Below are 14,535 nucleotides of genomic sequence, written 5' to 3'. Positions count from 1 at the left end.
TTCCCATCGGCTCGCTATGCTCTGGAGAATGGCTGCCGGCCTTGTCGGCCGGCCGGCGTGCACCTGTTGAACGTAAGGAAGAAAAGATGTCGGGGGACCGCAAGATCCTACTCCGTTGCCTGTTGATCCTCAGCCTGTTCTGCGCCGGCTGGGCCCTGGCCGCGCCCGCCCCGCAGGTGCCGGCCGAACTGCCGGTGCTGGCCGAGGACGCCGGCCTGCCGGCCCTGGCCGAACGCCTGGAAAGCATCCGCCAGGGCGTCTCCGACCAGGTCGGCGACGACGACCTGGCACGCCTGCGCCTGGCCACCCTGGACGTGCAGAAGCTGGCCGGCCAGCACGGCGAAGAACTGCAGGCGCGCCTGGACCGCCTCTCCGACCAGCTCAACGTGCTCGGCCCGCCGGCCGAGGGCGAGGCCGCCGCGCTGGCGGTGCAGCGCGTCGAGCTGAGCCGGCAGAAGGCCGAGTTGCAGGCCCAGGCCACCCAGGCGGCGGACATCCTGCGCTCGGCCCAGGACCTGGCGGCGCAGATCGTCAACCTGCGCCGCAGCCTGTTCAACTCGCAGATCGCCATGCGCTCGCCGCCGCCCTTCAGCCCGACCTTCTGGTCCACCCTGACGCGCCCCACCGACGACGACCTGGCGCGCCTGCGCAACCTGGGCGACCGACTCAGCGCCAGCCTGGCCGCCACCTGGCACGACGCGCGCCTGGCGCTGCTGGTCTGCCTGGTCGCCGCCGTGCTGCTGTGGACGCCGGGCCGGCGGCTGCTGGAAAGGCTCGCCGGCTACCTGGTCAGCCGCTTCATCCCCGAGGGCCGCCTGCGCCGCAGCAGCCTGGCCCTGGCCACGACCCTGGCCAGCGTGGTCGCCCTCGGCGGCGGCGCCGCGCTGGCCCGCCAGGGCCTGGGCTGGAACGGCAGCCTCGACAACGGCCTGGCTGCGCTGGCCGACCAGATGGTCACCCTGGCGGTGTTCAGCGCCTTCATCACCGGCCTCGGCCGCGCCCTGCTGATGGTCGATCGGCCGTCCTGGCGCCTGCTGCCGATCCCCGACCACGCCGCCCAGGCGGTGGCGCACTTCCCCGGCCTGCTGGCCATCGTGGTCATGCTGCTCGGCGCCCAGGACCGCATCAACAGCAACATCGGCGCCAGCCTGGCGCTGACCGTGGCGGTCAATGGGCTCACCGCGCTGCTGATCGCCGTGCTCTTCGGCATCGCCCTGCTGCGCCTGCGCCGCAGCGGCGAGGAGGACGAGGAACACCCGCGCCCGGCACTGGCCGGGGTGATCCACTTCGCCGCCCTGCTGGTGGTGGCGCTGATCGTCCTGGCGCTGCTCAGCGGCTACCTGTCGCTGGCCTTCTTCCTCGCCACCAAGCTGCTGTGGGTCAGCGCCGTGGCGGTGATCGGCTACCTGCTCACGGCCTTCTTCGGCGACCTCTGCGACACCCTGCTGTCGCCCCGCCAGGCCGCCGGCAAGACCCTCGCCCGCGCCCTGGGCCTTGCGCCGCAACACCAGGCCCAGGCCGCCACCCTGCTGGCCGGGGTGGGCCGCACCCTGCTGGTGCTGATGACGCTGATGGTGGTGCTCTCGCCCACCGCCAGCAGCCCCGACGAACTGCTCGCCGGCGTCGAGCGCCTGGCCCAGGGCGGCCAGGCCCTGGGCAACCTCAACATCGTCCCGCAGGACATCCTGCTGGCCCTGCTCACCCTGCTCGGCGGGCTGTTCGCCCTGCGCCTGCTCAAGCGCTGGCTGGCCGAGGAACTGCTGCCGGAAACCAGCATGGACGCCGGCATGCGCGCCTCCCTGGTGACACTGGTGGGCTACCTCGGCTTCGTCCTGCTCGGGCTGCTGACGCTGTCGGCGCTGCGCATCAACCTGACCAGCCTGACCTGGGTGGTCAGCGCCCTGTCGGTGGGCATCGGCTTCGGCCTGCAGGCCATCGTGCAGAACTTCATCAGCGGCCTGATCCTGCTCACCGAGCGCCCGGTGAAGGTCGGCGACTGGGTCAGCCTGAGCGGCGTGGAGGGCGACATCCGCCGGATCAACGTGCGCGCCACGGAAATCCAGCAGGCGGACAATTCCACGGTGATAGTGCCCAACTCCCAGATGATCACCCAGAACGTGCGCAACGTGACCATGGGCGGCGCCCTGGGCAGCGTCGGCATCAGCCTGACGCTGCCGCTGGACACCGACGTGCACAAGGTCCGCGAACTGATGCTGGCGGCCTACGCCGAGCACCCGGCGATCCTCGAGACGCCCAGGCCCTCGGTGAGCTTCACCCAGCTCACCGACCAGGGCCTGACCCTGGCCGCCAGCGGCAGCGTCAGCAGCCCCCGCGGGGTTTCCAGCGCCCGGAGCGATCTGCTGTTCACCATCTTCGGCAGGTTGCGCGAGGAAGGCATCAGCCTGGTGGCGCCAAGGAGCTTGCGGTTGGTGGGGGGTGATGGGCGGTTGGTGGAGGATTCTGCTTCGGGTGAAAAGCCAAAGCCTGAGAGCCCCTCTCCCCAGCCCTCTGACTAGGCGTCCCCCCATGAAGGGTGAGGGAGCTTGTCCGTGCCGGCGGCGAGGACAGAGTCATCCTGCAACTCTGCTGTTTCAGGCGTGCATCGAGGTACCGCTTCACTCCGAACGGTCCCCTCTCCCTTCAGGGAGAGGGTTAGGGAGAGGGAGCGGAGTCAAACGACGCAGCGGAATCTCCAGCGAACATCCGTTCGCGAGCAAGCTCGCTCCTACGAAAAGCCAGAACCCCCTCAGCCCTTCCTCGCCAACAACGCCGCCGCCCCCTGCGCCTTGCGCGAATACCAGAACACCCGGCTCACCCCGCGGGTAACCGCCACGTAGGCCAGGCGCAGGCTCTCGTCCTGCATCGCCTGGTCGTAGCTGTTGCGGAAGAACCCGCTGTGGGCATACAGCACGTTGCGCAGCGGGTGGCGCTCGGGTGGCGCGCAGTCGTCGACGATGATCGCCACCTCCGCCTGCAGGCCCTTGGCGCGGTGGATGCTCATGGCCTTCACCGGCAGCTTGGCGTCGAGCTGCGCCTGGATCTGCTGCAGCGGCTCGTTGCGCCGGCTCAGCAGCATCACCGCGGTGCTCTCGCGGCTGCCGCGCTGGGCCACGTGCTCGCACTGAGCGCGAATGTCCGCCACCAGCTTCGGCAGGTCGCGGGCCAGGTCGAAGCGGGTTTCCACGCGCACGCCGTGGTCGCCCGGCTGCATCGGCTTGAAGGCGCGGCAGGTCTTGGCCTGCTTGAAGTTCACCTCGGCCAGCACCGCCTCGGCGTCGCGGATCACCGGCTCGATGCTGCGGTAGTTGGTTTCCAGCAGCAGCACCGTGCTCTGGCGGTTGCGGCCCTTGCTGGGGAAGTGCCTGTCGAAGTCCATGAACAGCTCCGGCGAGCTGCCGCGCCAGCCGTAGATCGACTGCCAGTCGTCGCCGATGGCCATCAGGCTCGGCGCCTTGCCGCTGCGCGCCAGGAAGCGGTGCAGGGCCTGCAGCCAGAGGACGATCTGCGGCGAGATGTCCTGGAATTCGTCGATCAGCAGATGCGTCATCGGCTCGGCCGCTTCCAGCTTCGCCTCGCCTTCGGCAAAGCGTTTGGTGAGCTGCTGGAAGGCGGCGTTGAAGGTGGTCAGGCGCTGGCGCTTGAGCAGGGCCAGGAAGAAGCTCCAGTAGATCGCCAGGGCTTCGAGGAAGATCTTCTCGCGGGTCGAGCAGTCCAGCTCGGCCACCTTCAGCTCCTGCGGGCGCAGGCCGAGGCTCTCCATGAAACCGGCCTGGGCGTAGAACACTTCCACCAGCGGCGCCTCGACGAATTCGCCGGGCAGGCGGAACGGCTGCACCGGCGCCGGGCCCGGCACTTCCTCGGGCTTCTCCAGCCCCAGCAGGCGGTGCACCTTGGCGCGGAAGGCGCCGTTCACCGCATAGCATTCCTCGTAGGCCTCCAGCAGCAGGCGCTGCTGCGCCGGGCGCAGGCGGCCGCCGGTGAGGGGGTTGTCCGGCTCGTCGGGGTTCTTCTCCTCCAGTTGCTCGAACCAGCGCTGCTTGCCCAGCAGTTCGCGGGCCTGCACGCCCATGGCCGAATGGAAGGTGCGCACGCATTCGCGGGCGCGGGCCATGTCGAAGGGGTACTGCCAGAAGGCCAGGACGCGCACCAGCTGTTCGCGCAGCTGCGCGCAGGAAGCGTTGGTGAAGGAGATCACCGTGACCTTGTCCGCCTCGATGCCAAGGTGGCAGAGCATGAACACCAGGCGCAGCACCAGGGTGGTCGACTTGCCGGAGCCGGCGCCGGCGAAGATGCGCGCCAGCGGCTGGCGGCAGAGGATCATCGCCCACTGCTCGTCCGACGGCGGGCTGATCACGCCGGCGCTGACCGCCTGGCGCACCCGCTCGCGCATCGCCTCGACCTGCTCCGGACGCACCGCCAGGGCGCGCGCCGGGTAGATGCCGGCGGGGCCCTGCGCCGCGGGTTTCGCCGGGGCCTTCTCGCCCTCGGCAGCCTTGGGCTTGCGCGGCGCGCGAGGCTTGGCCTCGGCGCCACCCTGCTTCCTCGCCGCGGCGCGCGGCTTCTTCGACGCCGGCGCCTGGGCGACCTCGTTCTGCTCGCGCAGGTAGGCGGTGGTGCGCGGGAAGTACCGCGCCAGGGATTCGGACAGCAGCAGTTTGTAGCGCCTTACGGCAGACAGCATCGGAAGGCTCCGGCCCTGGAGGATGTCGCTGAATGATAAGGGGTTTCAGTGACGATCCGACAGCGCCGGGCGCCTCGCGTTCGCCTCAGGCGCCGGTCCAGCGCCTGAACAGCACGCTGGCGTTGACGCCGCCGAAGCCGAAACCGTTGGACAGCGCATAGTCCGTCTGCAGCGCGCGTGGCGCACCGCGCACCAGGTCGATGCCGGCGGCGGCTTCGTCCGGTTCATCCAGGTTGAGGGTCGCCGGGGCCAACTGGTCGCGCAGGGCCAGCAGGGTGAAGATCGCCTCCAGACCGCCGGCCGCGCCCAGCAGGTGGCCGGTGGCGGACTTGGTGGCGCTCACCGCCACCGAGCCGGTTTCGCCGAACACCGCGCGGATGGCCGCCAGCTCGCCCTTGTCGCCCACCGGCGTGGAGGTGGCGTGAGCATTGAGGTGGCCGATCGACGCCGGGTCGATGCCGGCCTGGACGATGGCCAGTTGCATGGCCCGGCGCGCGCCGCTGCCGTCCTCGGGGCCGGCGGTCAGGTGGTAGGCGTCGGCGCTGGTGCCGTAGCCGACCAGCTCGGCCAGCGGCTGCGCGCCGCGGGCCAGGGCATGTTCCAGCGATTCGATCACCAGCAGCCCGGCGCCCTCGCCCATGACGAAGCCGTCGCGCAGGCGGTCGAAGGGCCGCGAGGCCTGCTGCGGATGGTCGTTGAAGCCGCTGGACAGCGCCCGCGCCGCGGCGAAGCCGCCCAGGGCGACGCGGTCGATGGAGGCCTCGGCGCCACCGCACAGGGCGATGTCCGCCTCGCCGGCGCGGATCAGCCGCGCGGCGTCGCCGATGGCCTGGACGCTGGCGGCGCAGGCGGTCACCGGCGCGCCTATCGGCCCCTTGAAGCCGTAGCGGATGGATACGTGGCCAGCCGCCAGGTTGACCAGGAACGACGGGATGGTGAACGGCGACAGGCGCCGCGGCCCGCGCTCGTCGGTGGTGCGCACGGCGTCGGCGATGGCGCTGAAGCCGCCGATGCCGGAGCCGATCAACGTGGCGGTGCGCGTCTGCCCGCGTTCATCCTGGGGCGCCCAGCCGGCCTGGGCCAGGGCCTGCTCGGCGGCGGCCAGGGCGAAGAGGATGAAGCGGTGCATCTTCTTCTGTTCCTTGGCCGGCGCGGCGCGCTCGGCGTCGAAGCCGGCCTCGGCGTCCTCGCCGATGTCCGGTACCCGGCCACCCACCGCGCAGGGCAGGTCGCGGACGAATTCGTCGGCCAGCCGGACGATGCCGGAGCGCCCCTGCAGCAGGCGCTGCCAGACCGTCTCGGTGCCACACCCCAGGGGGCTGACCACCCCGGTCCCGGTTACCACTATGCGTTGTACGGCCATGACTTCACCTGCATGAGGATGGCTTAGCCATCATTGAATTACGACCAACATATAACATCCCGGGCAACCTGACCATCCGTCGTCGCGCCCGGCGCGGCGGGAGGCGATCGACCACCCTTGCCCGGGTCCCGATCCGTATAGAGGAGATTCGCCATGCGACTGGAAGGTTCCTGCCATTGCGGCGCCGTGACCTTCAGCCTGGAGAGCGCCCATCCCTACCCCTACCAGCGCTGCTACTGCTCGATCTGCCGCAAGACCCAGGGCGGCGGAGGCTACGCCATCAACCTGGGCGGCGCCGCCGCCAGCCTCAAGGTGCGCGGGCGCAAGCACCTGCGCGTGTACCACGCCAAGCTGCGCGAGCCGGGCCAACGCACCCGCACCAGCACCGCCGAGCGCAACTTCTGCGGCGAGTGCGGCAGCGCCCTGTGGCTGTTCAGCCCGGAGTGGCCGGAACTGATCCACCCCTTCGCCTCGGCCATCGACACCCCCTTGCCGGTGCCGCCGGAACACACCCACCTGCTGCTGGACTCCAGGGCCCCCTGGGTGGAGGTGGAGAAGCACCCGCGCGACCGCTACTTCGACGGCTATCCCGAGGAGTCCATCGCCGACTGGCACCAGCGCCTGGGGCTGGAGCGCTAGGCCTGCAGGCGGAACACCGCGAAGGCCGGCTCGGCGCTGGTCCACTGCTCGCGCACCAGCCAGCCGCCACGCTCGGCCAGCTCGCGGAAGTCGTCGATGGCGTATTTGTAGGAGTTCTCCGTGTGCAGGCGTTCGCCGGCGCGGAACAGGTACTCCATGCCGGCGATGCGCACGCGCTGCTCGACGCGGCTGACCAGGTGCATCTCGATGCGGCCGTGTTCGGCGTTCCAGAAGGCCAGGTGGTCGAAGCGGTCGGGCTGGAAGTCGGCGCCCAGTTCGCGGTTGATGCGCCTCAGCAGGTTGAGGTTGAAGCGCGCGGTGACGCCTTCGGCATCGTTGTAGGCGGCCTCCAGCACGGCCACGTCCTTACGCAGGTCCACCCCGACGATGAAACCGGCGCCCGGCCCCAGCAGTTCGTGGGCGCCCTGGAGGAAGGCCAGGGCCTGCTGCGGGTCGAAGTTGCCGATGGTGGAGCCGGGGAAGAAGCCCAGCCGCGGGCCATCGGCCAGCGCCGGGGGCAGCGCTTCCAGGCGGGTGAAGTCGGCGCACAGCGGCTCCACGCGCAACGCCGGGTAGTCGCGCTGCAGGCGGGCGGCGGCCTTGTCCAGGGCCGCCGGGCTGATGTCGATGGGCACGTAGCGGCCGATCTGCGGCGCCGCGTCCAGCAGCAGGCAGGTCTTCTCGCTGGCGCCGCTGCCGTACTCCACCAGGGTGCAGTCGGCCGGGACGCGCTCGGCGAGGGCCGGGCGATGCGCTTGAGCAGGGCGGTCTCGCTGCGCGTGGGGTAGTACTCGCGGGTGCGGCAGATGGCCTCGAACAGCTCGGAGCCGGCGGCATCGTAGAAGTACTTGGGCGACAGTTGCCGCGGCGTCAGCGAGAAGCCCGCCTCCAGGTCCTCGGCCAGCTCGCGGGCGCGCGGGTCCAGCGCGGCCTGCTCCGGCAGGTCGCGGGCCAGGCGCAGGCCGGCGAACATCCAGCGCTTTTCCGGGTGGAAGAAGTTGCGGTAGCTGGGCCGCGAGTGCCCGGCCGGGGTGATGCAGGCGCCGCCGCGCAGGACCATCTGGCTGACCATGAACTTGCCGTTGTACTCGCCCACCGCGCCGGCGCCGGGGCGGAAGCCGGGGTAAGGCGCATAGGCGCTCTGCGTCCACTGCCAGGCGGCGTCGTAGAGCTGGCGCAGGCGGCCGTCGCGGGCGGCCACCTCCCATTCCATTTCCGTGGGCAGGCGCGCGCCGGCCCAGCTGGCGTAGGCGCAGGCCTCGTAGTAGCTGACGTGCAGCACTGGCGCCTGCAGGTCCAGCGGGCGCAGGCCGGCCAGGCCGAATTCGTGCCAGCCGTCGTCCTGCCTGCGCCAGTACAGCGGGGCCTGCCAGCCCGCTTCCTGGATTTTTGCCCAGCCGTCGGACAACCACAGCTCGGGGCGGCGATAGCCGTCATCCTCGATGAACGCCAGCCACTGGCCATTGCTCACCAGGGACTCGGCGATCTCGAACGGCGCCAGGAAACAGCGGTGCGCCGGCGCCTCGTTGTCGAAGGCGAAGCCCTCGCCGTCATGGCCGATGCCCAGCAGCCCGCCCTGGATCGCCAGGAAGCGCTGCGGCCCGCAGGCCGAGGGCGCATGCCCCTCGCCATAGGCCGGCGCCAGCGGCGACAGGCTGAACAGGTGGAGAATGTCCATCAGCAGCAGTTCCTGGTGCTGCTCCTCGTGGGCCAGGCCCAGGCGCACCAGGGCCTCCAGCCCGGCGTCCGGCGCCCGGGCCAGCAGCTTGTGCATGTGCTCGTCGACGTGCAGCCGGTAGTCGAGCACCCGGTGCAGCGGCGGGCGCGTCAGCATCCCCCGCTGCGGCTGCGGCTGGCGCGCGCCCAGGGCCTCGTAGTAGGAGTTGAACAGGTAGCCGAAGTGGGCGTCGAACAGCTGGTAGCCGGGCAGGTGCGGCTGCAGCAGGAAAGTCTCGAAGAACCAGGTGGTATGCGCGATGTGCCACTTGGCCGGGCTGGCATCGGGCATCGACTGGGTGACCGCATCCTCGGCGCTGAGGGGGGCGATCAGTTCTTCGCTGCGCCGCCGCACCTGGCGGTAGGCGTCGAGCAACGACGGGGCCTTGCTGGACATGGGGTGGTCCCCTTTTCCGTGGGCGGGTTCGGCACGCGGGCGGTCGACCTTCGCCGGGGAGAAGGCGCCGCTGCGACGGCAGTCATCGGGTTCGAGCCACGGCCCGGAGCAAAGGTTGCAAGAATCTGCCTTCGGCGCCTGCCTCCCTTGAGGGTAGAAGCGCTACGGCGGCGGCCGGGAAAAACCGATGGGCGTGGCCGCTTGCCGCGCCCTGCCCGGCTGGCCGATAGTCGCCCCTCGACCAGGAGGCAGCATGTTCAACAGAAGACAGATCAACCGTGCGCTACTGCTGGCGCCACTGGCCGGGCTGCTCCCCGGCGGCGCGCGGGCCGGCGCCGTGCCGGCCGTGGAGCGCCTGAAGCAACTGGAACGCGACAGCGGCGGGCGCCTGGGCGTGGCCGTGCTCGACAGCGGCGACGGCCGCCGCTTCGGCCTGCGCGAGGACGAGCGCTTCCCGCTGTGCAGCACCTTCAAGCTGCTGCTCGCCGCCGCCGTGCTGGCCCGCGTCGACCGTGGCGAAGAGCAGCTGGCGCGGCGCATCGTCTATGGCCGCGACGACTTGGTGCCCTACTCGCCGGTCAGCGAACGCCACGTCGGCAAGCCGGGCCTGAGCGTCGCCGAACTCTGCGAGGCGGCGATCACCCTCAGCGACAACGGCGCCGCCAACCTGCTGCTGGCCAGCCTGGGCGGCCCAGCCGGGCTGACCGACTGGCTGCGCAGCACGGGCGACGAGGTCAGCCGCCTGGACCGCAACGAGCCCACGCTCAACGAAGCCCTCCCCGGCGACCCGCGCGACACCAGCACCCCGCGGGCGATGGTCGCCACCCTGCAGCGCCTGCTGCTGGGCGACGTCCTGCAACCCGCCTCACGCGCCCAGCTGGACGCCTGGCTGGCGGCCAACAAGACCGGCGACAAGCGCATCCGCGCCGGCCTGCCGCCGCTCTGGAAGGTCGGCGACAAGACCGGCACCGGCGAGCGCGGCACCAGCAACGACGTAGCCATCCTCCGGCCGCCGGGCCGCGCGCCGATCCTGGTGGCGGCCTACCTCACCGGCAGCCCGGCCTCGGCGGAAAAGCGCGAAGCGGTGCTGGCGGAGGTTGGACGGCTGGCGGCGGGGCTGGTGGATCAGCCATAGCACGCAGCGGGACTGGCGGGCACCAATGGCTGCGCTTGATCAAAGTACAACGTTCTGTACAATCATCTCGTCCAGCACCGGACCCGCCCTCCGCACTCTTTTCCCGTCGGAAGATTCAATCAGCCCTGGCTTCGCCAGAAGGTACCCGCCATGCAAATTCTGACATTCAGCCAAGCGCGAGCCAGCCTGAAACAGGCCATGGATGACGTATGCCGCGACCATGAGCCGACTGTCATCACCCGGCAAAGAGGCGAACCTGTCGTCCTGCTTTCGCTGGAGGACTACAACGGCATGCGCGAGACCATGTACCTGCTGCAGTCCTCGGCCAACGCACAACGGCTGCATGAATCCATCGAGCAGTTGCGAGCCGGCAAGAGCGCGCCAAGGGAATTGAGCATCAGTGACAACGCAGAAGAAACGTAACAAGGCCGGCGCCCGCAAGACGGTTTCGGTGGCTTTCACCGATCACGGCTGGGACGACTACCAGTACTGGAAGGGCCAGGATCCGAAGATATCCGCAGCCCTGGACCGGCTCATCGGCGAATGCCTGCGTACCCCCTTCAGCGGCACCGGCAAGCCCGAAGCGCTGAAGGGTAACCTCACCGGGTTCTGGTCCCGCCGCATAACCCACGAACACCGGCTGGTCTATCTGTTCGAAGACGGCCAACTCTTCATCGTGCAATGCCGCTACCACTACGACGGCTGACTCACCTTCCCCATCGGCTCAGGCACGCCCCTGGAACATCCGCTCGTCATAGAGGAAGTCGTAGCTGTCCTCGACCTTCACCTGGGCGATCGCCGGGTGCCGCGGGTTGAGCAGGATGTTCCACTCCAGCGGCAGCACGGCCGAGGGCACCATCAGCCCGAGTTGCTCGCCGGCCCGCAGCCAGCGGGTGCCGTAGTCCATGCTCGGGCGGTCCGCCGGCAGGCTGTTCCAGCCATCGGGCAGTTCGCGGGGGTCGGGCCTGAGGTAGAGGTCGTCGCCTTCCGGGAGCCGGAAGGCGGTGATCTTCAGCGCGAAGGTCGGCCGGCCGCTGGCGTGCACGAAGGTTTCCAGGCAGCAGATGGCCGGCGTCAGGCCCAGGTACACCACGGGCAGGTCGCGATCGTTCCAGCGCCCGCCGAGGATGGCCGCGCCCTGGCCGGAGAGGTCGGTGGCCCGCGTCGCTTTCGCGACTCGCCAGGCCCGCATCAGGCGACCCCGCCCCACTCCAGCGCGTGCAGCACGCGGCGTACCTGGTTGGCGCCTATTTCGGTATCGCAGAGGCTCAGCGGCGTCTGGCCGCCGAGGGCGTCGTTGGGGCGCCCCAGCCACTGGGTCGCGGCGTCCTTGTCCTCGAGCACCTGCTCGGCCAGCACGGCCACCGAGGCCAGGCGGTCGAGGCGCTCCGAGGTCACCGCGTCCAGGTCCTGGTCCGCCTTCTTCTTGCGCTCGTAGGTGGACAGGGAAATGTTGAACAGCTCGACGAAGCCCGGGCCGCTGATGCGGAAGGTGTCCCGCACCGATTCGACCCAGCGCCAGCTCAAGCCGTGGCGGATGTGCTGCAGCCGCTGGCTCTCGGTGAGGCTGGCATGGCCGTGCACCAGGTGCCAGAACACCGGGGACGGCGAGTCGCTGCGACGACGATCTTCCGTCTTGATGGCCAACATGCGACCTCCTCAAATGATGAAAAACTAACCGTCAAATGAAGGCTACTCCTTTCTGGCGGTTTTGCCCAGCGGGATGGCGGGAACGAGGGCGCCGGGCGAATGAACAAAATATTGCACAGCCACTTTGAACACCCGCTATCCCACATACGGCCCACGTCAAGAAACAAGGGAATCGATCGCCATCAATCCATTGTCTGAGCCTATCGATTTGCCAATCATCCTAAACTCAGGCAATATAGTGTTCATTATGTTGAACGCAACGATCCAAACCCGCTTCACTTCCCGCCTGGTCTCCCGCGAGCGCCACTGGACCGGCGACCTCTAGCGCCCTCCCCGAAGTCACGTTTTTGGTGACGATGCGCACGCGCGTCTCGCCGCTCGCCCAGCGTCACCTCCCCGTTCCGACTTTTCCGCCTGGCCCCGCGTCCATTCGCGAGGGCGGCGGCTTGCCCAAGGGAGGGCTCGATCATGCGTTCCTGGATCTATCTGTTCGCCGCCATCGGTTTCGAAGTGGTCGGCACCACCTCGATGAAGCTCACCACCACCCTGGCCCCGCTGTACGGCCACCTGCTGATGTACGCCATGGTCGGCCTGTCGTACTACTTCCTGTCGCTGGCCATCAAGCGCGTGCCGGTGGGCGTGGCCTACGCCCTCTGGGAGGGCATCGGCATCGTCCTCATCACCCTGGTCAGCGTCGCCTGGCTGGGCGAGCAACTGGCCCCGGAGAAGATCCTGGGCCTGGCCGTGATGATCGCCGGCATCCTGCTGGTCAAGTCCGGCACCCGCAGCAAGCGCGAGCCGTCCGCAGAGGAGGCCGTCACATGCTGAGCCTGAACTGGATTCCGTTCGCCTGGCTGGGCCTGGCGATAGTGCTGGAGGTGATCGCCAACCTGCTGCTGAAGTATTCCGACGGCTTCCGCAGGCGCGCCCTCGGCGTCACCTCCATCCTCTGCGTGCTGGGCGCCTTCTCGGCCCTGGCCCAGGCGGTGAAGGACATCGAGCTGTCGGTGGCCTACGCGGTGTGGGGCGGCTTCGGCATCCTCGCCACCGTGGCCATGGGCTGGGCCCTGTTCGGCCAGCGCCTGGTGTGGCGCGGCTGGCTCGGGCTGGGCCTGCTGGTGGCGGGCATGGTGTTGCTGAAGCTGGCCTGACTAAACTAAAAATGGGGCGCCCTTGGGCGCCCCGTTTTCATTTGGGACTAACAGATACCTGTAGGAGCGGGCCCTGCCCGCGATTTCGCGCGCAGGGCGCGCTCCTACAAGGGCACGGCATACGGGCAACCTGTAGGAGCGGATCTCATCCGCGAATCGCGCCGGGATGGCTGGCTATCGCGGACAAGGTCCGCTCCTACGGTTGAGCTACGTGCCTCACGGAAACCTGTAGGAGCGAGGAGCCGTTCGCGAGCAAGCTCGCTCCTACGAAGAGCCATCAGCGCTCAGCCACGCTCAGGTGTGTGGCGCCCTGCTCGCTACGCGCACGGCGGCGGGTGACCAGCAGGCCGGAGCAGACGATCAGCACGCTGAGCAGCGCGGTGGCGGTCACTTCGACGCGGTGGTCCGGGCGCAGCAGCATCAGCACCAGTACGCCGACGATGAACAGGATCACACCCCAGGTCAGCCACGGGAACAGCCACATGCGGTACTGCGGCATCTGGCCCTCGGCGTTCATGCGCTTGCGCATGCGCAGTTGCGAGATGGCGATCACCAGGTACACCAGCAGGGCGATGGCGCCGGAGCTGGCCATCAGGAAGCCGAACACCTGGGCCGGAACCAGGTAGTTGGCGATCACCGTGGCGAAGGCCGCGGCGGTCGACAGCAGCACCGCCACCACCGGGGTACCGGCACGGCTGGTCACCCGCGCGACTGCCGGCGCGTCACCACGGCTGCTCAGCGAGAACAGCATGCGCGAGGCGGTGTAGAGCGAGGAGTTCAGGCAACTGGTCACCGAAGTCAGCACCACCACGTCGATCAGCGCCTTGGCGTTGGGCACGCCCAGCACTTCCAGCACGGTGACGTAGGAGCCGTCGGCGGCCAGGCGCGGGTCGGTCCAGGGCACCAGGGCGACGACGATGAAGATCGACAGGATGTAGAACAGGGTGATCCGCCAGATCACCGAGTTGGTGGCCCTGGAGATCTGCTTCTCGGCCGCGTCGGACTCGGCCGCGGCGATGGTCACCACCTCCGCCCCGAGGAACGAGAACATGGTGATCAGCATGGCGCTGAGCACCGCGCCGAAGCCGTTGGGCATGAAGCCGCCGTTGTCCCACAGCCGCGAGACGCCGCTCACCCCGGTATTGGGCAGCAGGCCGAGGATGGCGCAGGCGCCGAGGATGATGAAGCCGACGATGGCGATCACCTTGACCAGCGCCAGCCAGAACTCGAACTCGCCGTAGTTCTTCACGCTGAACAGGTTGGTCACGGTGAGCAGCAGGGTGATGGCCAGGGACAGCACCCAGATGTCCAGCTGCGGCACCCAGCTGTTGATGATGGTGGCGGCGATGTTCGCCTCGATCGGGATCACCAGGACCCAGAACCACCAGTACAGCCAGCCGATGGTGTAGCCGGCCCATTTGCCGATGGCGCGGTCGGCGTAGGTGGAGAAGGAGCCGGTGTCGGGCGACGCCACGGCCATCTCGGCCAGCATGCGCATGACGATCACCACCAGGGCGCCGGCCAGGATGTACGCGAGGATGGCCGCCGGGCCCGCCTCGGCGATGGCGCGGCCGGAGCCGACGAAGAGGCCGGCGCCGATCACCCCGGCGATGGACAGCATGGTCACATGCCGCGATTTCAACCCATGGCTCAGGTTGTTCTTGTTGAGCTGTTGCATGGTCTCACCTTGTAGAGCTGCGTCCCTGCGGCGGAAATGGCCCGGCCCGCCCGTGCGTGGGCACGGGCGGGTACGGGGTCCGTCTTTGTTCTCTTCGGCGCGGCCCCTTCAGGGAAAGGGGCCGC

Annotated in this window: 12 protein-coding genes and 1 pseudogene; 7 read left to right on the top strand and 6 right to left on the bottom strand. The window is 69.1% G+C overall.

Features of this window, described 5'->3' with window-relative positions:
* The first annotated feature begins 86 nt into the window (after nucleotides 1–86).
* Nucleotides 87–2,516: a DUF3772 domain-containing protein gene (locus VV867_RS16095; protein WP_328566970.1), complete on the top strand. Its 2,430-nt coding sequence runs from the start codon at nucleotides 87–89 to the stop codon at nucleotides 2,514–2,516.
* 230 nt (nucleotides 2,517–2,746) lie between these two features.
* Here the strand turns inward: VV867_RS16095 and VV867_RS16090 are convergent, their stop codons facing one another.
* A complete protein-coding gene (locus tag VV867_RS16090) occupies nucleotides 2,747–4,681 on the bottom strand; it encodes a UvrD-helicase domain-containing protein (protein WP_328566969.1) in 1,935 nt (644 codons plus the stop codon).
* Between the two features lie 85 nt (nucleotides 4,682–4,766).
* Nucleotides 4,767–6,044: a beta-ketoacyl-ACP synthase II gene (fabF, locus tag VV867_RS16085; protein WP_328566968.1), complete on the bottom strand. Its 1,278-nt coding sequence runs from the start codon at nucleotides 6,042–6,044 to the stop codon at nucleotides 4,767–4,769.
* A 153-nt stretch (nucleotides 6,045–6,197) separates the two neighbouring features.
* Between fabF and VV867_RS16080 the strand changes: the two genes are divergently transcribed.
* A complete protein-coding gene (locus VV867_RS16080) occupies nucleotides 6,198–6,683 on the top strand; it encodes a GFA family protein (RefSeq protein ID WP_089393613.1) in 486 nt (161 codons plus the stop codon).
* Here VV867_RS16080 and egtB read toward each other — a convergent pair.
* Nucleotides 6,680–8,796 (bottom strand): annotated as a pseudogene (egtB, locus tag VV867_RS16075) (ergothioneine biosynthesis protein EgtB). The gene VV867_RS16080 and the pseudogene egtB sit on opposite strands and share 4 nt — an antisense overlap.
* 253 nt (nucleotides 8,797–9,049) lie before the next feature.
* Here egtB and bla point away from each other — a divergent pair.
* The 3 genes from bla (at nucleotide 9,050) to VV867_RS16060 (ending at nucleotide 10,637) form a co-directional block, all read left to right on the top strand.
* A complete protein-coding gene (bla, locus tag VV867_RS16070; protein WP_328566967.1) occupies nucleotides 9,050–9,931 on the top strand; it encodes a class A beta-lactamase in 882 nt (293 codons plus the stop codon).
* Nucleotides 9,932–10,081: 150 nt separating this feature from the next.
* Nucleotides 10,082–10,354, top strand: a complete 273-nt coding sequence (locus tag VV867_RS16065; protein WP_109936131.1) for a type II toxin-antitoxin system Phd/YefM family antitoxin — start codon at nucleotides 10,082–10,084, stop codon at nucleotides 10,352–10,354.
* A 28-nt stretch (nucleotides 10,355–10,382) separates the two neighbouring features.
* Nucleotides 10,383–10,637, top strand: a complete 255-nt coding sequence (locus VV867_RS16060; protein WP_089393617.1) for a Txe/YoeB family addiction module toxin — start codon at nucleotides 10,383–10,385, stop codon at nucleotides 10,635–10,637.
* Between the two features lie 18 nt (nucleotides 10,638–10,655).
* Here the strand turns inward: VV867_RS16060 and VV867_RS16055 are convergent, their stop codons facing one another.
* Together VV867_RS16055 and parS are read right to left on the bottom strand one after the other, a co-directional pair.
* On the bottom strand, nucleotides 10,656–11,123 hold the full coding sequence (locus tag VV867_RS16055) for an RES family NAD+ phosphorylase (RefSeq protein WP_328566966.1): 468 nt from the start codon (nucleotides 11,121–11,123) through the stop codon (nucleotides 10,656–10,658).
* Complete coding sequence (gene parS, locus VV867_RS16050) at nucleotides 11,123–11,581, bottom strand: type II RES/Xre toxin-antitoxin system antitoxin (protein ID WP_109936133.1); 459 nt, start codon at nucleotides 11,579–11,581, stop codon at nucleotides 11,123–11,125. The genes VV867_RS16055 and parS overlap by 1 nt, the downstream gene beginning before the upstream one ends.
* Nucleotides 11,582–12,049: 468 nt before the next feature.
* Here parS and VV867_RS16045 point away from each other — a divergent pair, with 468 nt between their 5' ends.
* The gene (locus tag VV867_RS16045; protein WP_328566965.1) at nucleotides 12,050–12,409 is read left to right on the top strand and encodes a multidrug efflux SMR transporter; all 360 of its coding nucleotides are present in this window, start codon (nucleotides 12,050–12,052) and stop codon (nucleotides 12,407–12,409) included.
* Nucleotides 12,403–12,732 carry a multidrug/spermidine efflux SMR transporter subunit MdtI gene (gene mdtI / locus VV867_RS16040; protein WP_275629197.1) on the top strand — a complete coding sequence of 110 codons (330 nt, stop codon included), beginning with the start codon at nucleotides 12,403–12,405 and terminating at the stop codon, nucleotides 12,730–12,732. Before VV867_RS16045 ends, mdtI begins: the two co-directional genes overlap by 7 nt.
* 277 nt (nucleotides 12,733–13,009) lie before the next feature.
* Here the strand turns inward: mdtI and gabP are convergent, their stop codons facing one another.
* On the bottom strand, nucleotides 13,010–14,410 hold the full coding sequence (gabP, locus tag VV867_RS16035) for a GABA permease (RefSeq protein WP_328566964.1): 1,401 nt from the start codon (nucleotides 14,408–14,410) through the stop codon (nucleotides 13,010–13,012).
* Nucleotides 14,411–14,535 lie beyond the last annotated feature (125 nt).

This window comes from Pseudomonas sp. JH-2 (assembly GCF_036231725.1).
GTDB lineage: Bacteria > Pseudomonadota > Gammaproteobacteria > Pseudomonadales > Pseudomonadaceae > Pseudomonas > Pseudomonas delhiensis.
This window is presented reverse-complemented; position numbering and strand designations above follow the sequence as displayed.